The 21,784-nt window shown below is 67.7% G+C and carries 21 protein-coding genes and 2 pseudogenes; 13 read left to right on the top strand and 10 right to left on the bottom strand.

The annotated features are described in order from the left end of the window. Nucleotides 1–88 precede the first annotated feature (88 nt). From EYZ64_RS08985 to EYZ64_RS09010, 7 genes and pseudogenes are all read left to right on the top strand, one after another. Entirely contained in the window at nt 89–1,177 is a 1,089-nt protein-coding gene (locus tag EYZ64_RS08985) for an adenosine deaminase (protein ID WP_135453124.1), read from the top strand. Nucleotides 1,178–1,223: 46 nt separating this feature from the next. Next, nucleotides 1,224–2,753: an outer membrane protein assembly factor BamB family protein gene (locus EYZ64_RS08990; protein WP_167857759.1), complete on the top strand. Its 1,530-nt coding sequence runs from the start codon at nt 1,224–1,226 to the stop codon at nt 2,751–2,753. A gap of 29 nt (nt 2,754–2,782) precedes the next feature. After that, nucleotides 2,783–2,971: an ESX-1 system-associated protein gene (locus tag EYZ64_RS32745; RefSeq protein WP_502703011.1), complete on the top strand. Its 189-nt coding sequence runs from the start codon at nt 2,783–2,785 to the stop codon at nt 2,969–2,971. A gap of 14 nt (nt 2,972–2,985) precedes the next feature. Then, nucleotides 2,986–3,200, top strand: a pseudogene (locus EYZ64_RS32365) (hypothetical protein); the annotation flags it as partial. 36 nt (nt 3,201–3,236) lie between these two features. Beyond that, nucleotides 3,237–3,374 (top strand): annotated as a pseudogene (locus EYZ64_RS09000) (adenosine deaminase); the annotation flags it as partial. Between the two features lie 154 nt (nt 3,375–3,528). Next, on the top strand, nt 3,529–3,801 hold the full coding sequence (locus tag EYZ64_RS09005) for a hypothetical protein (RefSeq protein ID WP_135453126.1): 273 nt from the start codon (nt 3,529–3,531) through the stop codon (nt 3,799–3,801). Nucleotides 3,802–3,868: 67 nt separating this feature from the next. Continuing rightward, a complete protein-coding gene (locus EYZ64_RS09010) occupies nt 3,869–5,275 on the top strand; it encodes a DUF1254 domain-containing protein (protein ID WP_135453127.1) in 1,407 nt (468 codons plus the stop codon). 15 nt (nt 5,276–5,290) lie between these two features. Here the strand turns inward: EYZ64_RS09010 and EYZ64_RS09015 are convergent, their stop codons facing one another. The 4 genes from EYZ64_RS09015 to EYZ64_RS09035 all read right to left on the bottom strand — a co-directional run bounded on the left by EYZ64_RS09015 (nt 5,291) and on the right by EYZ64_RS09035 (nt 9,209). Continuing rightward, on the bottom strand, nt 5,291–6,109 hold the full coding sequence (locus tag EYZ64_RS09015) for an alpha/beta fold hydrolase (protein WP_135453128.1): 819 nt from the start codon (nt 6,107–6,109) through the stop codon (nt 5,291–5,293). A gap of 45 nt (nt 6,110–6,154) precedes the next feature. Beyond that, nucleotides 6,155–7,435 (bottom strand): protein export chaperone SatS, encoded by a 1,281-nt coding sequence (gene satS / locus EYZ64_RS09020; protein ID WP_135453129.1) that lies wholly within the window; start codon nt 7,433–7,435, stop codon nt 6,155–6,157. A gap of 386 nt (nt 7,436–7,821) precedes the next feature. Further along, nucleotides 7,822–8,901 carry a C40 family peptidase gene (locus tag EYZ64_RS09030; RefSeq protein ID WP_135453131.1) on the bottom strand — a complete coding sequence of 360 codons (1,080 nt, stop codon included), beginning with the start codon at nt 8,899–8,901 and terminating at the stop codon, nt 7,822–7,824. A gap of 2 nt (nt 8,902–8,903) precedes the next feature. After that, on the bottom strand, nt 8,904–9,209 hold the full coding sequence (locus tag EYZ64_RS09035; RefSeq protein ID WP_286174698.1) for a type VII secretion target: 306 nt from the start codon (nt 9,207–9,209) through the stop codon (nt 8,904–8,906). 229 nt (nt 9,210–9,438) lie between these two features. Here EYZ64_RS09035 and upp point away from each other — a divergent pair, with 229 nt between their 5' ends. Next, nucleotides 9,439–10,062, top strand: a complete 624-nt coding sequence (upp, locus tag EYZ64_RS09040) for a uracil phosphoribosyltransferase (protein WP_135453132.1) — start codon at nt 9,439–9,441, stop codon at nt 10,060–10,062. Here upp and EYZ64_RS09045 read toward each other — a convergent pair. The 3 genes from EYZ64_RS09045 to EYZ64_RS09055 are packed head-to-tail and all read right to left on the bottom strand — an operon-like array spanning nt 10,044 to nt 13,626. Beyond that, nucleotides 10,044–11,555: a hypothetical protein gene (locus EYZ64_RS09045; protein WP_135453133.1), complete on the bottom strand. Its 1,512-nt coding sequence runs from the start codon at nt 11,553–11,555 to the stop codon at nt 10,044–10,046. The two genes, upp and EYZ64_RS09045, sit on opposite strands and share 19 nt — an antisense overlap. Before the next feature lie 11 nt (nt 11,556–11,566). Then, nucleotides 11,567–13,183 (bottom strand): phospho-sugar mutase, encoded by a 1,617-nt coding sequence (locus EYZ64_RS09050; RefSeq protein WP_135453134.1) that lies wholly within the window; start codon nt 13,181–13,183, stop codon nt 11,567–11,569. Continuing rightward, nucleotides 13,180–13,626: a MarR family winged helix-turn-helix transcriptional regulator gene (locus tag EYZ64_RS09055; protein ID WP_210115492.1), complete on the bottom strand. Its 447-nt coding sequence runs from the start codon at nt 13,624–13,626 to the stop codon at nt 13,180–13,182. Before EYZ64_RS09055 ends, EYZ64_RS09050 begins: the two co-directional genes overlap by 4 nt. Nucleotides 13,627–13,735: 109 nt before the next feature. Here EYZ64_RS09055 and EYZ64_RS09060 point away from each other — a divergent pair, with 109 nt between their 5' ends. Then, on the top strand, nt 13,736–14,842 hold the full coding sequence (locus EYZ64_RS09060; protein ID WP_135453136.1) for an AbrB family transcriptional regulator: 1,107 nt from the start codon (nt 13,736–13,738) through the stop codon (nt 14,840–14,842). Between the two features lie 12 nt (nt 14,843–14,854). Here EYZ64_RS09060 and EYZ64_RS09065 read toward each other — a convergent pair whose 3' ends face one another. Beyond that, nucleotides 14,855–16,003, bottom strand: a complete 1,149-nt coding sequence (locus tag EYZ64_RS09065; RefSeq protein WP_135453137.1) for an FAD-dependent oxidoreductase — start codon at nt 16,001–16,003, stop codon at nt 14,855–14,857. A 100-nt stretch (nt 16,004–16,103) separates the two neighbouring features. Here EYZ64_RS09065 and EYZ64_RS09070 point away from each other — a divergent pair, with 100 nt between their 5' ends. Continuing rightward, entirely contained in the window at nt 16,104–16,649 is a 546-nt protein-coding gene (locus tag EYZ64_RS09070) for a TetR/AcrR family transcriptional regulator (protein WP_135453138.1), read from the top strand. Here the strand turns inward: EYZ64_RS09070 and EYZ64_RS09075 are convergent. Continuing rightward, entirely contained in the window at nt 16,646–17,440 is a 795-nt protein-coding gene (locus EYZ64_RS09075; protein ID WP_135453139.1) for a purine-nucleoside phosphorylase, read from the bottom strand. The two genes, EYZ64_RS09070 and EYZ64_RS09075, sit on opposite strands and share 4 nt — an antisense overlap. A 47-nt stretch (nt 17,441–17,487) precedes the next feature. On the opposite strand from EYZ64_RS09075, the gene EYZ64_RS09080 reads away from it, so the two are divergent. Together EYZ64_RS09080 and EYZ64_RS09085 are read left to right on the top strand one after the other, a co-directional pair. After that, nucleotides 17,488–18,672, top strand: a complete 1,185-nt coding sequence (locus tag EYZ64_RS09080; RefSeq protein ID WP_135453140.1) for a M20 family metallopeptidase — start codon at nt 17,488–17,490, stop codon at nt 18,670–18,672. Continuing rightward, nucleotides 18,669–19,835 (top strand): M20 family metallopeptidase, encoded by a 1,167-nt coding sequence (locus EYZ64_RS09085; RefSeq protein ID WP_135453141.1) that lies wholly within the window; start codon nt 18,669–18,671, stop codon nt 19,833–19,835. The genes EYZ64_RS09080 and EYZ64_RS09085 overlap by 4 nt, the downstream gene beginning before the upstream one ends. A 4-nt stretch (nt 19,836–19,839) precedes the next feature. On the opposite strand, the gene EYZ64_RS09090 is transcribed toward EYZ64_RS09085, so the two are convergent. Then, entirely contained in the window at nt 19,840–20,307 is a 468-nt protein-coding gene (locus tag EYZ64_RS09090) for a gamma-glutamylcyclotransferase family protein (protein WP_135453142.1), read from the bottom strand. Nucleotides 20,308–20,348: 41 nt separating this feature from the next. On the opposite strand from EYZ64_RS09090, the gene EYZ64_RS09095 reads away from it, so the two are divergent. Further along, nucleotides 20,349–21,764 carry an NAD(P)H-quinone dehydrogenase gene (locus EYZ64_RS09095; protein WP_135453143.1) on the top strand — a complete coding sequence of 472 codons (1,416 nt, stop codon included), beginning with the start codon at nt 20,349–20,351 and terminating at the stop codon, nt 21,762–21,764. Nucleotides 21,765–21,784: the final 20 nt, after the last annotated feature.

Here is a 21,784-nt window from a genome sequence, read left to right on the forward strand (position 1 = left end):
CGCGGGTGGGCCGGTATTGGCCTGATCGTCATCAGCAACGGCGTGGTTTCCTCGGCGCAGGTCTGCCGGCGTCGCGCATGATGGGGACATGAGTACGCCGCTGAGTCTGGACAAGATCCAGCACGCTCCCAAGGCCCTGCTCCATGACCACCTCGACGGCGGCTTGAGGCCGGCCACCGTGCTCGACCTGGCCGGCCAACTCGGCTATGACGACCTGCCGGCCACCGAGGTCGACGAGCTGGCCACGTTCTTCCGAACCGCCGCGCACAGCGGCTCGTTGGTGCGCTATCTGGAGCCGTTCGCCCACACCGTCGGGGTGATGCAGACCCCGGAGGCGCTGCACCGCGTCGCCTACGAGTGTGTGGAGGACCTTGCCGCCGACAATGTCGTCTACGCCGAGATCCGGTTCGCCCCCGAACTGCACATCGACCGCGGCCTGTCGCTCGACGACGTGGTCGACGCCGTGTTGGCCGGCTTCGCCGATGGGGAGAAGGCGGCCTCGGCCGAGGGCCGCGCCATCACCGTGCGCTGCCTGGTCACCGCGATGCGCCATGCTGCCCGGTCGCGGGAGATCGCCGAGCTGGCAATCCGGTTCCGAGACAAGGGCGTTGTGGGTTTCGACATCGCCGGAGCGGAGGCCGGGTACCCGCCCACCCGGCACCTCGACGCGTTCGAATACATGCGAGGCAACAACGCGCGCTTCACCATTCACGCCGGTGAGGCGTTCGGTTTGCCGTCCATCCACGAGGCCATCGCCTTCTGCGGGGCCGACCGTCTGGGCCATGGGGTGCGCATCGTCGACGACATCACCGAGTTCGACGACGGGACCCAGCACCTGGGTCGGCTGGCATCCATCCTGCGGGACAAGCGAATTCCGCTGGAGATGTGTCCCAGCAGCAACGTGCAGACCGGCGCGGCGCCCAGCATCGCCGAGCATCCGTTCGACCGGTTGGCGCGGCTGCGGTTCCGCGTGACAGTCAACACCGACAACCGTCTGATGAGCGACACCACCATGAGTCAGGAGATGCTGCGCCTGGTCGAGGCCTTCGGTTACGGCTGGAGCGACCTCGAGCGGTTCACCATCAATGCGATGAAGTCGGCCTTCATCCCGTTCGATGAACGGCTCGCCATCATCGACGAGGTGATCAAGCCGCGGTACGCGGTACTGGTCGGCTGAGTGATTGGCGCGGGGCGGGCAGGAACGGCTGAACTAGACTCCGGCTGTGAGCCAGTGGGGGAGTTCGCCGTGGGGCGACAACGATGGTCAGCCCGGTTCCTCGCCGTTCGGTCCGCCGGTATTCGGCGCCGCCCCGGGGTTCGCGTCTCAGCCACCGGGGTACGGGTACCCGCCCCAGTTCACACCCCCGCCGCCGGAGGAGGATCGCCGACGCAGGGCGAAGTTGATCGGGATGATCGTCGCGGCGGTGGTGGTTGTTGTGGCGCTGGTGGTCGGCGGCGTCCTGGCCTGGACGTTCGGTTCGGGGCCGCAGCCGTTGTCGGAGGCCGATACCGCGGCCGGTCGGGCCGAGATCGCCGCGGAGGAGCGTCCGCCGGGCGCGGTGAAGGCCCCCACCCTGACCAGCGCGCCCACCACCCCGCTGTGGACCTATCCGCCAGGCGAGAACACCCTCGGTCTTGTCCGCCTCCTCGGCGGTGATGCCAAGACCGTCATCATCACGGCGAGCAACTCCTTGATCGCGCTAGATGCCACCAACGGCTCGCCGCGATGGCAACAACCGGTGCCAAGCGCGCAATTGGGTTGTGTCATCGGCACTTCGGGCAAGGCCGCCCTCTGCAACGGTGGAGCGAAGGCCAACCTCATCGACATGGCGACTGGTGTGACAAAGGAATCGAAGTCGGCCGAGGGAATCAACGCCGACGTCTACGGCAGCGCCGGCCTGTTGGCCGTGAAACTGGGAAAAGAATTCACGGTTTTCGATGATTGGGGACGGCAGCTGTGGTCGAAGCGGTTTTTGACGGAAACTACCTCGGTGTTCCTGGATCAAGGCATCGTAGGCAACTTGGTTGGTGGCACGATGACGTTCTACGCCGCCAAGACCGGCGACCAGCTATTCGCGGTCGATGAAACCTACCGCCTGGCAATCGCCACCAGTCGCGGCATTGCTGTGTCGGTCACCCCCGATGGGTTGGATACGCGTTCCGGGTCGCAGATCGACTTCTACTCGTTCACCGGCAAGCTCGCCTGGCGGATCACTGCAGATCGTGGCTATCAGCTTCCCTCCAGCACGGAGACAGGCAGCGAAAATCCTGAATCGGGTACGTGGACGAATAGGGGTCGGCCGTCGGGTGTCACATCGCTGATCGTGTACCACGGGAAGAAGAATGAGATCGCCGGGGTGGATGACCTGACCGGAGAACTGACGTGGACCCAGCAGATTTCGCTGCCTGCGAAGGAGAACGTCAGTCTCGGCGGTTTTGACAGTCTGTGCGTTGTTTCGAACGCGGGCCCTGCCGGGGGAATGCGGGTACGGGACTGCAGTGACGGTACCGGCGCGTTTCTGGACAGGTCGAAAATCGTTCGACTCATCGCCGCCAACGGCACCCAGATTCTGGGCTTCGGTTACCCCGACTCGGCGAGCCGCAGTCGCTGGGGTCCGGTGACCGCCTTTGACTCCGCAACCGGCCGGCCGTTGTGGCAGTTGCCCATCGAGATGGGCACAATCGACTGGGTGGGTGACGGGCTGTATTCCTCCTGGACGTCGCTGCCCTACGGCATCCAGCGGCTGGCCTGAGCCGGTGCCGGAGGCCTGATAAATGTGACCTGACAGGAGGGTCTGCAGGAGTCCAGGATTTCGTTGAATGGGCTGATCGAGATTTCAGGATTCCCGCTACGTCTTGGACACCGGAACAACGTGCGGTGTACAAAACAGTGGGAAAGTCTTTGACTAGTGCGGCAGAACAAGATTCAAATCTCGTCACGAAACACCGCATAGAACAGTCCGCATGCTGAATGAGCAGTGGTTCATGAGCGGCGAAGTGCCCCAGATGCCCTACCAATTCAAGATCTGCACGATCTTTCGGCGCGGCGACGGACCGGCGGTCATCGTCATCGCCGAAATGCCCGGCATCACCCCCAAAGTCCTCGACTTCGCCCGCAAGGTCAGCGGATCGGTTGCACAGCAGTCCTTCCGCTTCTGTTCGGAGTCCCCGGCCGCGATCCGAACCCAGACGCGCATGGTCAGGTTGCCTTCGTGGCGAACGCAGTCAGCACCTCCGAGGCCTTCGGCTACGGCTGGAGCGACCTCGAGCGGTTCACCATCAATGCGATGAAGTCGGCCTTCATCCCGTTCGATGAACGGCTCGCCATCATCGACGAGGTGATCAAGCCGCGGTACGCGGTACTGGTCGGCTGAGGCGCCGCGTCGGCTCGTCGCAGCGAGCGGCAGCGTGTCGGGAAATTCTCCCCGGCGAAAACTTCCACTCCAAACGCTGTAACAACAGCGGTTGTGGCTGCGACAATCCAGCAGGCTCGACCCCGACATCGTGCCCCGATCACAAGGAGGCCCCATGGCCCGACCTCTCACCACCGTGTTGTCCGGCGCAGTGCTGGCAACGGCGGCGGTGTTCCTCCCGGTTTTCGCGGTACCGACAGCCGGTGCCGACGTCTGCGCCGGGGCCGACGGACGCCACTTCGCCGCCGGCGGCTGCACCAACATCGCCGGTGACGTGGCCACCGGCGCTGCCATCGCGGCAGCACATGTCCCGTACGTGCCGGGCGAAGTCCCTTGCTACACAGTCGAAGGTGTGCCCTACTACACGCCTCCGGGCGACCCCTGCTGAGAATTTCCCTTCTGACTGGCGCGGCAGTGAACTGCCGCGCCAGTGACGTTCGCGATGAGGAGTATGGATGAGGTATCTGGCGTACGGACTGACCGCGTTACTGCTTGCTTCGGTCGTTAGTTGTGGCGGGTCCGACCAGCCGCCGACCGCGGCGCCGACACCGGAGATGGTGCGCCAGATCGCCAAGGAGGCTTACATATACGGCTTCCCGATGGTCGACTCCTACCGCATCCAGCACGCCTACTTCGTCGACAAGGCCAACCCCCAGTACCGGGGCGACTGGAACCAGACGCACAGTATCGCGCGGGTGTTCACCCCCGAAGACACCACGATCCAGACGCCCAACTCCGACACGCCCTACACGATGCTGGGTGCGGACCTGCGCGCCGAACCGTTGGTGCTCACCGTCCCGCCGATCGAGGCCGGCCGGTACTACTCGTTGCAGTTCATCGACAGCTACACCTACAACTTCGCCTACGTGGGCAGCCGCACCACCGGCAACGGCGGCGGCAAGTACCTGTTGGCCGGCCCGGGTTGGAAGGGCGACAAGCCCGCAGGCATCACCGACGTGATCCGCTCCGACACCGATTTCGCGTTGGTCATCTACCGCACCCAGCTGTTCGATCCCGATGACATCGACAACGTCAAGAAGATCCAGGCCGGATACACCGTCGAGCCGCTCTCGGCGTTCGTCAAACAGCCCGCTGCGAGCTCCCCCGCGGTGGATTTCATCGCGCCACTGACTCCCGACGAGCAGAAGACCTCGCCCAGGTTTTTCCAGATCCTCAACTTCCTCCTGAAATACGCGCCGGAAGTGCCGTCGGAGAAGGACCTTCGGGCTCGCTTCGCGACCATCGGCATCGGCCCCGACGGAGACTTCAACCCCGACGCGATGAGCAAGGAAACCCTGCAGGCCGTGCAGGACGGGATGGCCGACGCCTGGACCGAGCTCAACACCTTCAAGAAGGACAAGTTGGACACCGGGAAGGTGACCTCGAGTCAGCTGTTCGGCACCCGAGAAGTCATGAAGGACAACTACCTGTACCGGATGGCGGGTGCGGTGCTCGGCATCTACGGCAACTCCAGCGCCGAGGCCATCTACCCGGTGCTGGCCGTGGACTCGACCGGGGCACCGTTGACCGGCAACAACAACTACACCGTGCGATTCGCGCCAGGGCAGCTGCCGCCGGTCAACTCGTTCTGGTCGACCACCATGTACAAAATGCCGCAGAGCCTGCTGGTGGCCAACCCGATCAATCGGTACCTGATCAATTCGCCGATGCTGCCGAGTCTGATCAAAGACCCCGACGGCGGCGTCACGATCTACGTGCAGAACCAGTCGCCCGGCCAGGACAAGGAGGCGAACTGGCTGCCCGCGCCGGACGGCCCGTTCCAGATGATCCTGCGGTTGTACTGGCCCAAGGAAGAGGCGCTCAACGGCACCTGGCACGCACCGAAAGTCCTCAAGAGCTGACCGGTGCGCGGAAGGTCAGCCGCGCAACACCCTGCGGAGCACGTCGGCGAAAGCCCCTGGTGCGCCCATGAATCCACCATGGTCGCCCGGGAACATCACCGGACGTGCACCCAGCAGGTCGGCCAGGGCAACCGTGGTCCGCTGGGTCAGCAGATGTCCGGACTCCTCGCCGAGCCCCACCACGACCTGGCCGCGTTTCAATGCCTGGACGTCGGGCCGGAACCGGGTGGTGGACCGGAGTTCGTGGTTGAAGAAGTGCGCCGCGTCGCGCAGCTCCTGATCACTGGGCTCCGCCATTTCCGGCATCTGCGGCGCACCGGCCGGAACGTCGAAGCCGGCATTGGCCATGAACTTGCCCCACGCCGCGAACATCCCATCCCGGTTGAAGGTGGCTATGATGTCCTCGGTGGCGGCGCGCTGCTCGGCGGCGTCGGGCAGCAACTCGAGTAGGGGAGGCTCGTGCGCCACGAGTGTGCCCACCCGGCCGGGGTGCCGGGCGATCAAGGCCAACCCCGTCACCGCGCCGCCGGACGAGCCGAAGACATCGGCTGAGGTGGCGCCCAGGTCATCGAGGATCGCCGCGGCGTCATCGGCCCTCAGCTCCGGGGTCGAGTCCTGGTCCGGATCGTCGACGGAGCTTGCGGCGACGCCGCGCGGGTCGGCGGTCACCACGGTGTGGTTACCGGCCAGCGCGTGCGCCAGCGGCGCGAACTCGGCGGCCGCCATCGGGGCGCCGAGAATCAGCAACAGCGGGCCCGTACCCCGTACCTCGTAGTGCAGGCGGGCACCGGGAACCGAGACGGTGTGGGTGGAGAGGCTGGTCGATGCGGTCATGAGTGGTCTGACCGCATCGACGGCCAGAACTCATCGCCGCGGCGGCTACTCCGCCCGCAGGCGCGACTCCACGAACCGCTCCAACGCGTCCCACTGCTCGACGGCCTTGGCGTACGGGGCCTCGGGCTTATGGGCGTTCTCGTCGCCGAGCACATAGGTCACGAACTTGCCGAGCGCCTTGGTGTCCGCCAACGTCTCGTCGACGGTCTTGTCCTCGGAGTAGTCGCTGACGTCGCGCAGCAGTTCGACGGCCAGCTCCAACTGGTCATGGTCGACCGCGTCGGGTCCGTCGGCGATGTCGTCGGAGATGCCGGACAGGACGTAGACGTTCTCCTCGGCGACGTCCACCCGCAGGGAGCCGTCGGTGGCGGCGGTCCTGATGTCGTCGTAGGTGGCCAGGTCCGACAGGTCGTGGTCATGTTCGTCAGCCAGGTAGCGGGCCAGTGCACGCTCGGAGCTGAACACGCTGATGCGACCGTTGCGGCCGAGGAAGACCGGATCGTCGTCGAGGTAGCAGCGCAGGGTGTAGACGGTGCCCGAGCCGGTCATGATGCGGACCGGGTCGATACCGACCTTCTGCCAGAAGTCCTCGTCGTCACCCAGGACGGCGGTATCGGCAGCGCTGCGCACGGGTTCGCCCGCGTCTGCGGTGTCGTCTTCGTCGTCGCCCTCGGTATCTTCGGCGTCAGCGTCGACAGCGAGGTCGTCCTCGTCCTCCTCGGGAGCGTCCTCCTCGAGCTCGGCCTCGGCCTTCTTGACCGCGTCGGCGTCGATGTCCTCGGGGATGGTCACGATCTCGTCGATGGCGTCGAGCACGCCGTCCCAGCCCCGGGCGATCACGGCTTCGATCTCGGTCCAACGCTTGCGCCCGGAGCGGCCGGTGAAGCCTTCCAGCCCGCCGCCGAGCGTGCCGAGCACGGGGTTGCCGTTGAAGAACTTGCTGATGGCCGCCAGTTCACAGACCGAGCCGATCGACGACACCACCACCAGGGTGCGGTGCAGGCTCGCGACGGACTCCTCGGTTGGCTTGTCGGCGACCAGGTCGGGCACCCCGACGACGTCGTATTCGCGGTCCTCCGACGGCTGCAGCTTGTGCGCGTTGGCCGCGGCCAGCTTGTCCCACTTCGGGTGATCGGCGAGGTCGTTGTCGGTGTTGGTACGGACGAAGGCCGCCAGTTCGGCGGCCGATTCGAACGCATACAGGGCGTCACCCTCACCCAGGAAGGCCTCCCACTCGTCGCCGGCATCGCGCCAACGCGGAGCCCACAGTGTGTAAAGGTCACCCTTGGTGAGCCCGAGCCGGACCGGCACGATGTCAGCAGCCATGCGGCACAGCCTAATGGGGTGCCTCCGACGCCAGTCAGGTTGTCTCCCGTTCGAGGTGGACACCAGGTGCGAGTACGGGCGACGCGATATCGGAGATATCTCTGACCTGCGGTGACACGATGGCGGTGTTCGGCGCACCGATCGCATGCGAGGACCACGCCGCCCGCGCCGGCCTCGCGGAGGTCGCCCGTCGGGACGGGATCGATCTGCGCTTGCGTGTCGGCTTGACGGTGAGCACGTCGGGTTGGCGCAGCGGATGGAGTCGGTGCTATGGGCGCGGGGAGACGCGGGGGCCTAACGAGACACTCGGGATCGCTACCGGGCGCTGGCAATGACGCGGGGTTTCGAAGTGCATCTGAAATGGGCCGACGAGCTGCCGTGACCGTTCACACCGTGGGGCGCCAGAATCCCTGAAAACCCTGACCGGCGTTCGTGGTTCGGACGGGTGACAGTCTGACCGGATCCCCGGCCTCGATCATCGTATTCGCGCCGACGATCATCGCGACGTGCCCGTCCCATACCGCCAGATCACCCGGCCGTAAAGAGCCCGCCGACACCGCCTTTCCGATGTCCTGTTCCTGGGCCAGCCGTGGAATGTCCAGTCCGGCTTCGTGATAGGCCCATTGAGTCAATCCACTGCAGTCCAACCCGACGCCTGGCGTGGTGCCGCCCCACCGGTAGGGCACACCCACCTGGGTCAGCGCGTGCCGGACGGCGCTGGCCGCGACGGCATTGGGCGCCACCGCAGTGGTGCCGTCGGGCAACCGCACCGCCACGCCCTCGCCGAACATCCCGGGGTCACGCAGTCCGACCGGGGCTTCGGAGCGATCGGCCCCCGATGCCGCCGGAAGATCCGCGGCACCAGTCCAACCGCTCACCGGGGTGGCGGACGGCGCACCCCCGGAGAACCCCGGCGAGGCCGGTGCGACACCGCCGGAGCCGGCCGAGAAACCTGCCACGGCCGGGGCGTTGATGGCGCCGGTGACGGCACCGGCTTGACGGTCCAGTTCGGCGCGCAGTTCGTCGACGACGGCCGACGCCTCGGTGACGGCACGTTGCGCCTCGGCCTGCAACTCCTGGGCCACGCCGGGCTCATCAAGGTGCGGAGCCAGCGCGGCGGCGCGTTCCTCGAAGCGGTCGATGATCGCCTGCAGCCGTGACCTCGCTTCGGCCACCGCCGAGCCCGCACGGCGGGCAGCAGCGCTCAATGCCTTCGCCTCCTGAGCCAGGCCGGTCACCTCGGCGGCGGTGCCCGTCGCGAAATCGGCGGCCGCGGCTGCGGCCGTACCCGACCAATCGGCACCGGCGCGCTCCCACGATCGCCCGAGTGCGGCCGCGATATCCGACAGGGCCGAATGTGCGGCATCCAGGGCCGTCACGGTGGGACCGGTTTCCGGCCGGCCGCTGCCCACCAGGTCCCGCAGTTCGTATAGCGGCGCGGCCAGAGCGGTGGCGGATGCGGGCACGGCTACACCCGCGGCAACAACTGAGCGGCCTGCTGACCGGCGGCGTCGTAGCCGGTGGCGGTGTTTCCGGCGCTGACGGCCCCCGCGCCGGTGCGTGCACTCAGCGTCGTGACCGCATCGCTGTGTGCGCTGACGGCGTCGGCGAAGGCAGCGGCGAACCGTTCGCCGATCGGACCGAGGGCGGCCTCCGGTGGCGGCATCGATCGGAGGGCGGTGGCCACGGCGGCGAGATCGGCGGCGTGTGCGTCGAGGGCGTCGCCAAGAGCGCGGACGGCCGCCAGGTCGGCGCGCAGGGTGTCGGCGGGCATGTGGTTAGGACGCCCGCCGACCCCGATCGGTTCCCCTGAATCGTGACCTGTCTTAGATGGCGGTGCTCGCCGGTTTCTACCTCAGAGCTGCTCGTGCGCGAGGATGACTGCCCTACGGTAGAAATCGGCGCACATCGCGCGAGAGGTGCGACATCAGAACACATCGAGCGCGCCGTCCCGTCACCGGATCGATCTGCACGGCAGCGGTACCGACCGATAAGGTCAGCGCATGGATGTACGGGTCGTCGACCACCCCCTGGCCGCCGCACGGCTGACCACCCTGCGGGATGAGCGGACCGACAACGCCGGGTTCCGCTCCGCGCTGCGGGACCTGACCATGATGCTGGTCTACGAGGCCACCCGGGACGCGACATCCGAGCAGATCGCGGTGCGCACCCCGGTGACCGACACCACCGGCTCGCGATTGGCCAACCCGCCGTTGCTGGTACCGGTGTTACGGGCCGGGCTGGGGATGGTCGACCAGGCGCATGCCCTCATTCCCGAGGCGCAGGTGGGTTTCGTCGGGATGGCGCGCGACGAGACGACGCATCAGCCGACGCCCTACCTGGCGTCGCTGCCAGACGACCTGAGTGCACGGTCGGTGTTCGTGCTCGACCCGATGCTGGCGACTGGCGGGTCGATGGCGTACACCATCGACCTGCTGCGGGAACGCAACGCCGTCGACATCACCGCGGTGTGTGTGGTGTGCGCGCCGCAGGGGATCGCCGCGATTGAGAAGGTTGCCCCCGAAATGCGGCTGATCACCGCGACCATTGACGAAGGCCTCAATGAAGCCGCCTACATCGTCCCGGGACTCGGGGATGCCGGGGACCGTCAGTTCGGCCCGCGCTGAGGCGCTCTGGCCGTCAGGTAGGGCCGGGACAACACCAGTGCCGCCGCCGTGGCGAGCACGAGTACGTACACCGGCAGCAGATGGATGAAGGTGGTATAGCCGATCGCGTAGTGCACGGCCAACGCCGGCAGCGTGCCCGTCACGAACCCGATCAACAGCGACCACCACACCCAGCGCTCGCCACGACGGAACCCCCACATCGCGATCATGGCGATCGCGAGCCCGGAGCCGATCAACGCGCCGCCGAATCCGGCCCGGTCGTGGGCAATGAAGCTGAGCAGCTGCGGGTCGGCGGACCGTAGCGCCGCACCGTGCGTGTGCATGTATCCCAGGTCGGTGGAGACGAATACGTCGGTCAGGCCGACGAACGAGATGGTCGCCCCCGCGACGGCGAGCCCGGCGCCCAGGCCGATGAACAGCAGCTGACCCCACAGCGCGCGCCGGCGCTGGGACTCCGGACCGTCGGGCAGTGACCGCCAGCGGGGCGGGTCCGGCTTGTTCCACACCGCGGCGAGCAGCATCGGGAACAGTGTCACCACCACCAGGGTGTGCAGCGGATCGACGAAACCTGTTCCGACGAAGTAGAACAGCGTGAGAAACGCGACCAGCCCCGAGATCAGCAGGGCATTGCGGGCCCACGCCAGGCCACGCCTGATGCCGCCCCAACACAATCCGGTGTACAGCGCACCGAGGCCGATCATGTTGCCCGCCATGCTGATCCGGTCGTGCTGGATGAAATGCACCAGGTTGTCGTTGATCCGGCGCAGATCATCCACGCCGAGGCCGAGATAGGACCGGTCATAACTCAACAACACCGGCCCGAGCGTGATGGCGCCCGCGCCGATACCGGCCACGATCAAGCCGAGTCCGGCCAGCACACCCCACAACCAGCCCGGCCAACGAAACGGGTTGAGCCCGGCATCGGCCAGGCTCGGCGGCCGCGTCGTCGTCCGGGAGGCCGCCTCGACGACCCGGTTGAACCAGCCCGGCCCGCTCGCCAGCAGCACGGAGGGCCGGGCCAGCACGACAGCGTCTGGATCCTGCAGCACCGCAACGGCGGCGGAGATATCCGGGTCGGTCAGATAGCAGTTCTCGCTCGTGTCACCGATGGCCACCTCGTCGACGTCATCGGCGAGCAGCTCGGCGACCTCGGCGGAATCCACCCGGGCGACGACACGGCAGCGCCGACCGGTGGCGGCCTGCCGCACGGTCTCGACATCGGCAGCCGTCACCGGTGCGATCTCGATGATGCCGGCGCCCTGGACCGGCAGCACCCGCACGGCATCGCGCGCTACGGACGGCGGAACCACCGCTCCGAAGCGCTCGGCCCAGTCGGGCGGCACCGGCGGGTGATCGAATACCCGTGGAATCCATCGATACCCACCCGCCTCGACCAGCGTGGCCAAGAACCGTAGCGCCCAGCGCTGGGTACGACGTTCCCCGACGACCGCGGACGCGATGGGGCGAAGTGGTTGATATGTCCAGTCCGGCATCGCTTTTGCGGCTACCAGCGTGTTGCGGCGTCGGCGAGGTCCTGGCTGAGCTTCTGGGCGTGCGCCCGGGCGGTATTCAGGTCATCGGTCGGTGCGCAGCGGACTTCGGTGTAGGACTTGAGTTTCGGCTCGGTTCCCGACGGGCGCACCACCACTCGGACCGAGGTGTCGGCGTCGCTGCCGGTGAAGATCAGTGCGTCGGTGCGCTGTTGTCCCACCCGCTCCAGCAGATCATCGACGGTGACGCCGATGCCGGCCAGTTCGGTCGGCGGGGCTCCGCGCAAACGGGTCATGGCCGCCTCGGCATCGTCGACGTGGCGCGTGACCGCCCCCGTCACGTGCACGCCCTGGACCTTGGCCAGATCGTCGAGGGCATCGAGCATGGTGCGACCCTGATCGCGCAGTGCGGCCACGAGGTCGGTAGCCAGGATCGCGGCGGTGATCCCGTCCTTGTCGCGAACTGAGGCCGGGTCGACGCAATGCCCGATGGCTTCCTCGTAGGCGTAGACCAGGGTGTTGCCGGGAGACTGGGCGCGGGCCAACCACTTGAATCCGGTGAGGGTTTCGGCGTGCTGGGCGCCGTGCGCCGCAGCGATCGACGCCAGCATCCGCGACGAGACCACGGTGCTGGCCACCAGGGCGGCTTCGCTGACCGGGCCCGGTTCGAGCTGAGACAGGATGTAATCGCCCAGCAGCCAACCGGTTTCGTCGCCGGTGAGCATGCGCCATCCATCGGGTCCGGGCACCCCGACGGCGCACCGGTCGGCATCGGGGTCCAGCGCGATCGCGATCTCTGCGTCGACGTCGTCGGCCAGGGCCAGGAGTGCGTCGACGGCGCCGGGTTCCTCGGGGTTGGGGAAGCTGACCGTGGGGAAGTCCGGGTCGGGGTTGAACTGCTCTTCGACCACGTGGACGTCGTCAAATCCGGCCAGGGCCAGTGCATCAAGGGCGTACTCGCCGCCGACACCGTGCAGCGGGGTCAGCGCCACCCGCACCGAACCGGTGGTGCGCCGTACTCGGGCGGCCCGCTCCAGGTAGCCGTAGACCTGATGGAGGCCACCGGTTTCCACTGCGGCCCGGCGTATCTCGTCGGCGTATGGGGCGCGGGCCACCGCGGCCTCAATCTCGTGATCGGCGGGGGAGATGATCTGCATGCCGCCGTCGAGAAACACCTTGTAGCCGTTGTCGGTGGGCGGATTGTGCGATGCGGTGATCTGGATTCCGGCCACGGCGGGAAGGTGCCGGACGGTATAGGCGACCACCGGTGTCGGGACCGAGGCCATCATGAGAAGGACCTGGAAGCCCTCGGCGGCAAGGACTTCGGCAGCAGCCAAGGCGAACTCGTCGGAGCGGTGTCGCGCGTCGCGGCCCACCACCACGTGCGACCCGCCCAGGCCTCTGTCCTTGAGGACCTGGGCCAGCGCCCATGTGGTGCGCATGACGACGGCCAGATTCATCGCGTCGGGCCCGCCCCGCAACGGTCCGCGCAAACCGGCAGTGCCGAAGGTCAGCGGATTGTTGAAACGGCGGTCGAGCTCATCCGGGCTGCAGGCGGACAATTCGGCCGCGGTCAGCGGGTCGGGGTCATGTGCGATCCAGTCCGCGGCGGCGGTCGCGATGGCAGTCATGACCCAAGTGTGCCCGCAGCGGCGTCGGAGTACGCCAGCTTGCGCAGGACCGGTGCCACCAGCATCAGCAGATCGAACTCCAGATCAGTCAGGTTCTCCCGCATGGTGGCGTGCAGCCAGGCGTCCCGTTCGGCGCGGTCGGCCTGCAGCAACGACGTCCCCGCTGCGGTGATCTCGATGAGCTGACGGCGACGGTCGTGGTCGTCGGGACGGCGGGCGATCAGGCCGCGGCGGACGAGTTCGTTGATGCTGTCGGTCAGCGACTGCGCCCGGACGTGCAGACGGGCGCCCATCTCGGCCGGCGTGGTGGTTCCGCTGCGACTGGCCTCGCCGAGCAGTTCCAGCTGGCTCAAGGTCAGGCCATGGTCTGGACGGTGCCGCCGCATCTGGCGGGTCACCGCCATCATCGACTCACGTAGTTCAGTCGCCGACGTCGCTGCCATAGAGAAGTTATACCTTGGCATTGATAGCAGTATGGGCACTTAGAGCCCTATTGGCCATGAATAGTATGAAGACATACCTTACTATTTCGGTAGGAGGTGCGAGACGGGGATGACGCGGATGCTGCGGTGGGCACTGCTGGCCGTCGCGACTGCCGCCGTCACCGTCCCGCTCAACCTCGTCGGCGTTCCCTCGGCCGCGCTGTTCGCCGGGCTCGCGGTGGGCATCGTGCTGGCCCTGGTCGCGCTGGCCCCGGCGCGCATGCCGCGTCCTGCCGGGGTGATCGCCCAAGGTGTGCTCGGTGTCTACATCGGCACGATGGTTCACCGAGACGCGGTCAGTGCGATCGGCTCGGACTGGGTGATCGTGCTGGCGATCGCCGTGGCCACGTTGCTCCTGAGCATCGTGGCCGGCGGGCTACTCGGATTGCACCGCGATGTCAGCCCGTTGACCGGGGCCCTGGCACTGGTGGCCGGCGGCGCGTCGGGTCTGGTGGCCATCGCCCGCGAACTCGGCGGCGACGATCGGGTTGTCTCTGTCGTCCAATACCTGCGGGTCGCACTCGTCACCGCGACCATTCCGCTCGTGGTGACCCTGGTCTTTCACGCCGATCGGTCGCATCCGGCCGCAAATGTGGCCGAATCCGACTCGGCGCCTTGGTATCTCAGTCTCGCAATGCTGGCCGTCATCGTCGCTGTCGGCGCCGTCGGCGGGCGATGGGTCAAACTGCCCGGCGCCGGACTGCTGGGCCCGTTGGCCCTGACGGTGACATTGCAACTCACCGGTCTGTCCTTCGGCCTGACGGTCCCGGCGCTGCTCGTGCAGGCGGCCTACATGGTGATCGGCTGGCAGGCCGGCATCGCCTTCACCCGGGAGTCGCTACGCGCCATCGGCCGGATCCTTCCGCTGGCGCTGACCCTGATCGTGGTGCTCGGCGCGGCCACCGCGGGCCTCGGCGTGGTGCTGGCCGACGTCACCGGGATGACCCAACTCGAGGGCTACCTCGCAACCAGCCCGGGCGGGGTCTACGCGGTGTTGGCCACCGCGGTGGAAACCGGCTCCAACGTCACCTTCATCATCGCCGCCCAGGTGCTCCGGGTCCTGCTGATGCTGTTCGCGGCGCCGCTGATGGCCAGGGTGATGGCCCGGATGGGCAGGCGACGCAGTCTGCGTCACGGTCAGCGGGATGAGGAACCGGTCGCCGCTGCCCGGCCGTGAAATCGGCCATGCTCAACGTCGGTTCAGGCCGGACAACCGCCAGGCCAGCGCGCGGCGGACGGCGGGCAGCTTGCCGGCGATGCGCATGACGCGATTGCGGATGGGCCGGCGGCGGGCTGACGCGGTGGCAAGTTCGGTGAGCCGGCTGGTCATCGCGACGACGCCGCCTGCGGTGTGGCGCCGGGTGGCTGCGTAGTCGTCGAGCAGCGCCTCGTCGGACCCGGCGTCCAGCACCTGCGAGAGGTGCTCGCCCAGGACGACGGCATCCTCGATCCCGAGGTTCATGCCCTGTCCGCCTGCGGGCGAGTGCACGTGTGCGGCGTCGCCCGCCAGCAGGATGCGGTTGTCGCGGAACGCGTCGGCGATCCGGTGATGTACGCGGAAGCGCGATCCCCAGACGACTTCCTCGACCACCGCGGGCCGCGACACCGGGCCGCGCTCGTCCAGCAGTGATTGCACGAACGGGATGTCGGGGTGCTGCGGCGCCTCGTCCACCGTGGCGACGATGCGGTACATCGCGTCGGGCAAGGGTGCGACCACCACCAGTCCGGCCGGCGAGAAGTAAAGGATGACCTCATCGGCGGGCACACCGCCGGACAGGCGGACATCGGCGAGCGCGAACGATTCTCCGTACGTACCGCCGCTGAACGCGATACCGGCCTGGTCCCGGACCGTGCTGTGCATGCCGTCGGCACCGACCAGATACCTGGCCCGGATCTGACGGCCGTCGGCGAACGTGGCGATCGCGCGGTCGGCGGACTGCCGGATCCCGGTCACCGACGCGGGTCGGATGACCTTGCCACCCAGCTCCTCCAGCCGGTTGAGCAGAAACGCCTCGGTGTCGGCCTGCGAAATCATCAATGTGTACGGGTAGCGGGTCGGCAGCGCGCTGAACGGCACCGCGATCAGGAGATCGTCGCGGTCCCGGATGGTGAAGGTCGGGGTGTGAACGCCCCGTGCGACGAGTTCGTCGACCACCCCGTACGGCTCCAGTAATTCCAGGGTGTGGGGATGGACCACGGCGGCCCGAGAGGTGTTGGCGCCCTCGGCTTGGTGGTCCACCACGGTCACGTCGTGGCCGTGCTGGATGAGCACGATGGCGGCGGTCAGGCCGACCGGCCCGGCCCCGACGATCAGGACGTCTGCAGTGGTCGTTTGCATCCTCGACTCCTTTGTCAACAACTGTTGGTCAACAACTGTTGACTTCAACCTAGGAGCCTTTCGATCCGATGTCAACGGTTGTTGGCCTACACTTGTTGTCATGCGACGACCGGCAGCTGAGACCAAGTCCGTCATCCTCGCGGCGGCCCGTGAGCGATTTGCCGCCGACGGGTACGAACGGGCCACCATCCGGGCCATCGCGGCCGATGCCGCCATCGACCCGTCGATGGTGATGCGCTACTACGGCAACAAGGAGCGGCTGTTCGCCGCGGCTGCCGAATTCGATCTGGAATTACCCGATCTGACCAAGGTGCCGCGCGAGCAGATCGGTGCCGCGCTGGCCGCGCATTTCCTCGAACGCTGGGAGCGAGACGAAGCGCTGTTGATCCTGTTGCGGGCCGGCGTCACCAACGAGTCCGTCGCGGAGCGGATGCGCACGATCTTCGCCGCACAACTCGCCCCGGTCGTCGCGGAAACCACGGGCAACGCTCCCGACACCCCGGTGCGGGCCAGCCTCGCGTCGTCGCAGGTGCTGGGGATGGCGTTGTGTCGCTACGTGCTGAAATTCCCGCCCTTGGTTGCCATGGCCCGGCAGGAGGTCATCGACTGGATCGGGCCCACGCTGCAGCGGTATCTGGTCGGTTAGATCTGTTTGATCACCGAAGCCAGCAGGGAACCCATCCGGGTCGCGGACTGACGTCCGGCCTCAAGCACCTCGGCGTGACTGAGCGGTTCACCTGTCATCCCCGCTGCCAGGTTGGTCACCATCGAAATTCCCAATACCTGCAGGCCGGCGGCCCGGGCGGCGATCGTCTCGTGCACCGTCGACATGCCGACCAGGTCGGCGCCCAGGGTTCGCAGCATCCGGATCTCGGCCGGGGTCTCGTAGTGCGGGCCGGGCAACCCGGCGTAGACGCCCTCGGCCAGGGACGGATCGATGTCCCGCGCCAGTGCCCGCAGCCGGGGGGAGTAGGCGTCGACCAGGTCGACGAACTGGGCCCCGACCAGCGGGGACCGGGCGGTGAGGTTGAGGTGGTCGCTGATCAGGACGGGCTGGCCGACCTGGTATTCGGCCCGCAGGCCGCCGGCGGCATTGGTCAGCACCACCGTCGACACGCCCGCAGCCGCCGCGGTCCGCACCGGATGCACCACATGCTGCAGGTCATGGCCCTCATACGCGTGGATGCGCCCGGCCAGCACCAGCACCCGATGGTCGCCGATGCGCACCGAGTGCACCTGGCCACCGTGGCCGTCCGCGCTCGGCGGGGTGAAGCCGGGGACATCGGCCATCGGCACGGTGGCGACCGGATCACCGAGCTCGGCCACCGCGGGTGCCCAACCCGAGCCGAGCACGACCGCGACATCGTGGCGATCGATGCCGGTGCGTTCGGCGATGGCGGCGGCGGCGGCCTGGCTGGATGCCTGGGGATCGGTCACGATAGGCGAGCTTAACGGCCCTGAACACGCAGTGAGATACTGCGAGCATGCCGTCTGCCACCGCCTCGCTGAGCGTCGAGGAAGCCGTCAACCGGCGTCGTGGCGACCTCATCGAGCTCTCTCATTCGATCCACGCCGAGCCCGAACTGGCCTTCGCCGAGCATCGCAGCTGCGCAAAGACACAGGCGCTGCCCGCCGAGTACGGGTTTGAGATCACCGAGGCCGCAGGCGGGCTGGACACCGCGTTCCGGGCCTCCTACGGCAGCGGCCCGCTCGTCATCGGGATCTGTGCCGAGTACGACGCGCTTCCCGAGATCGGGCATGCCTGCGGGCACAACATCATCGCGGCCTCGGCGGTCGGCACCGCGTTGGCCTTGGCAGACGTGGCCGACGACCTGGGGCTGACGGTGGTGCTCGTCGGTACCCCGGCCGAGGAACTCGGCGGCGGAAAGGTGTTGCTGCTCAACGCCGGAGTGTTCGACGACATCGCCGCAACGGTCATGCTGCACCCCGGGCCGGTGGACATCGCCGCGGCCCGTTCGCTGGCGCTCTCCGAGGTGACGGTCAATTACACCGGGCGGGAGTCGCATGCGGCCGTGGCGCCGTATCTCGGCGTCAATGCCGGTGACGCGGTCACGGTCGCGCAGGTGGCGATCGGCCTGCTGCGCCAGCAGCTCATGCCGGGGCAGATGGTGCACGGCATCGTCACCCATGGTGGGCAGGCCACCAACGTCATCCCCGGCCGGGCCGAGATGCGCTACACCATGCGCGCTACCGAGATGTCCGCGCTGCATGAGCTGGAAGACCGGATGGCGGGGTGTTTTTCAGCCGGAGCACTGGCGACGGGCTGCGAGCACCAGGTCACCGAGATCGCGCCGGCCTACGCCGAACTGGCGCCCGACCCGTGGCTGTCGGAGACCATCCGTGCCGAGATGCTGCGACTGGGCCGTAACCCGTTGCCGGAGAACGTGGAGGCGAGTGTGCCGCTGGGCAGTACCGACATGGGCAACATCAGTCAGGTGATGCCCGGCATCCATCCGGTGATCGGGATCGACTCGGGCGGGGCCGCGATCCATCAACCGGCGTTCACTGCGGCAGCGGCCGGGCCAAGCGCCGACAAGGCCGTGCTGGAGGGTGCGATCATGTTGGCCCGCACCGTCGTTCGGCTGGCCGAGACGCCGGCAGAGCGAGACCGGGTGCTGGCGGCGCAGCAGAGGAGGCGCGCTTCATGAGCGTGTTGCAGCATGCCGCCGCCCGGTGGTTGTCGGCGAACTATGACGAGATGGTGTCGTGGCGGCGGCATCTGCATGCGCATCCGGAACTGGGCCGGCAAGAGTTCGCCACCACCGAGTTCGTCGCCCGCCATTTGGCCGAGGCCGGGCTGAACCCCAAGGTGCTACCCGGCGGCACCGGATTGACCTGTGATTTCGGCCCGGAGGACGGTCCGCGCATCGCGCTGCGTGCCGACATGGACGCGCTGCCGATGGTTGATCGGACCGGGGCGTCCTACGCCTCGACGGTGCCCAACGTCGCGCACGCCTGCGGGCACGATGCGCACACCGCGATACTGCTGGGCGCCGCGATGGCACTGTCGTCGGTTCCGGAGTTGCCGGTCGGGGTGAGGCTCCTGTTCCAGGCGGCCGAGGAGCTGATGCCCGGCGGCGCGATCGACGCGATCAACGCGGGCGTCCTGAACGGCGTGAGCCGGATCTTCGCCCTGCACTGCGATCCTCGGCTGGCCGTGGGGCAGGTGGCCACCAAACCCGGGCCGATCACCTCGGCGGCCGATTCCATCGAGATCACCTTGCACTCGCCGGGCGGGCACACCTCCCGGCCGCACCTGACCGGTGACCTGGTCTACGGGCTGGGCACGCTGATCACCGGGTTGCCCGGCGTGCTGTCCCGTCGCATCGACCCGCGCCACGACACCGTGATGGTGTGGGGTGCGGTCAACGCCGGGGTGGCCGCCAACGCCATCCCGCAGATCGGCACCCTGGCCGGGACGATCCGCACCGCCAGCCGCGATACCTGGCTGACCCTGGAATCGATTGTGGAAGACACGGTTTCCGCCTTGCTGGCCCCGCTCAACATTTCCCACAGCCTCAACTACCGGCGCGGGGTGCCGCCGGTGGTCAACGAAGAGGTGTCCACCCGCATCCTCACCCACGCGATCGAGGCGATCGGCCCCGAGGCGCTGGCCGACACCCATCAGTCCGGCGGTGGCGAGGACTTCTCCTGGTACCTCGAAGAGGTGCCCGGCGCCATGGGGCGACTCGGCGTGTGGAGTGGGCAGGGCCCACAGCTGGATCTGCACCAGCCCACGTTCGACATCGACGAGCGTGCACTCGGCGTCGGTGTGCGCACGATGGTCAACATCATCGCCGCATCTGCCTAGCCGGCTACGGCCCGATGTTGCGGGCGGGACGGGTGCGTAGATCGTGCACATACTGGTCGGGCGCGCCGGCGATCTCGGCGGCGTCGGCCATCACCCCGAGATAGCGGGCCGAGGGCAGGCCGCCCTCCCAGGCGTCGACCACGTACAGCCAGGCCAGTACCGGATCGGTGTTGGTGTCCGACGAGGTCCGGTCCACGCGGCAGCGGATCTTCTTGTGGAATCCGAGCTCGGAGCCCTCCCAGTGGTCGAGGCTCTGCTCGTCGGCCGGCGTCATGTCGTAGAGCACGACGAACACCTTCGCCAGCGGGTCCTCGACGACGGTCGCCAGCGCGCCTTCCCAGCCGATGTCCTCACCGCCGAACGTCAACCGCCAGCCGTGCAGCCACCCGGTACCCGCCATCGGCGAGTGCGGAGCCCGCTCGAGCATTTGCTCCGGGTGCATATTCGATCCATACGCGGCGTAGAGCGGCACGGTAAGACAGCTTAATCGGCGAAGTTGGTTAGGTTAGTGCCGTGGCTACCCGCATCGTGATCATCGGCGGCGGACCCGCCGGATATGAGGCGGCCCTCGTCGCCGCTGCCCGCGGCCCCGAGGTCGCTCACGTCACCATCGTCGACTGCGACGGCATCGGCGGCGCGTGCGTGCTGTGGGATTGCGTGCCCTCCAAGACGTTCATCGCCTCCACGGGGGTGCGTACCGAACTGCGGCGTGCCCCCAACCTGGGATATTCGCTGGATTTCGAGCAGTCCAAGATCTCGCTGCCGCAGATCAACGAGCGGGTCAAGAATCTCGCGACGGCGCAGTCCGACGACATCGCCGAGCGGCTGCGCAACGAGGGCATCGAGTTGATCGCGGGGCGTGGCGAACTGATCGACGACGTCCCGGGCATGGCCCACCACCGGGTCAAGGTGACCGGCCCGGACGGCGCGGCGAGCCAGCTCACCGCCGACGTGGTGCTGATCGCCACCGGCGCCAGCCCACGCGTCCTGCCCAGTGCGGCACCCGACGGGGAACGCATCCTCAACTGGCGCCAGCTCTATGACCTCGAAGCGCTGCCCGAACACCTCGTGGTGGTCGGATCGGGTGTCACCGGCGCCGAGTTCGTCAACGCCTACACCGAACTCGGGGTGACCGTGACGGTGGTGGCCAGCCGCGACCAGATCCTGCCGCACGAGGATTCCGACGCCGCCGCGGTGCTGGAGGAGGTGTTCTCCGAACGCGGTGTCACGCTGATCAAGAACGCCCGCGCGGAGTCGGTCACCCGCACCGACACGGGCGTCCGCGTCACCATGGCCGACGGCCGTTCCGTCGACGGCAGCCACGCCCTGATGACGGTCGGATCGGTCCCCAACACGAGCGGCCTGGGTCTGGAGCGCGTCGGCATCGAACTCGGATCGGGCAACTATCTCAACGTCGACCGGGTGTCGCGGACCTCGGTGCCGGGCATCTACGCGGCAGGGGACTGCACCGGATTACTTCCGCTGGCCTCGGTGGCGGCCATGCAGGGACGCATCGCGATGTATCACGCGCTGGGCGAGGCGGTGGCCCCGATCCGGCTGCGAACCGTGGCCGCTGCGGTATTCACCCGCCCCGAGATCGCCGCGGTCGGCGTGCCGCAGGCGGCGATCGACGACGGGTCGGTGCCGGCGCGAACCCTGACGCTGCCGCTCAACACGAACGCCCGGGCCAAGATGTCCAGCCTGCGCCGCGGCTTCGTCAAGATCTTCTGCCGTCCGGCCACCGGTGTGGTGATCGGCGGTGTCGTGGTGGCGCCGATCGCCTCCGAACTGATCCTGCCCATCGCCCTGGCCGTGCAGAACGGCATCCCGGTCGACGAGCTGGCCCAGACCTTCTCGGTGTACCCGTCGTTGTCCGGCTCGATCACCGAGGCGGCGCGCCAGTTGATGAAACACGACGATCTGGACTAGAGCTGGGCGCCCGGGTGGGG

The sequence above is a fragment of the Mycobacterium sp. DL99 genome (assembly GCF_004762045.1).
Taxonomy (GTDB): Bacteria; Actinomycetota; Actinomycetes; order Mycobacteriales; family Mycobacteriaceae; genus Mycobacterium.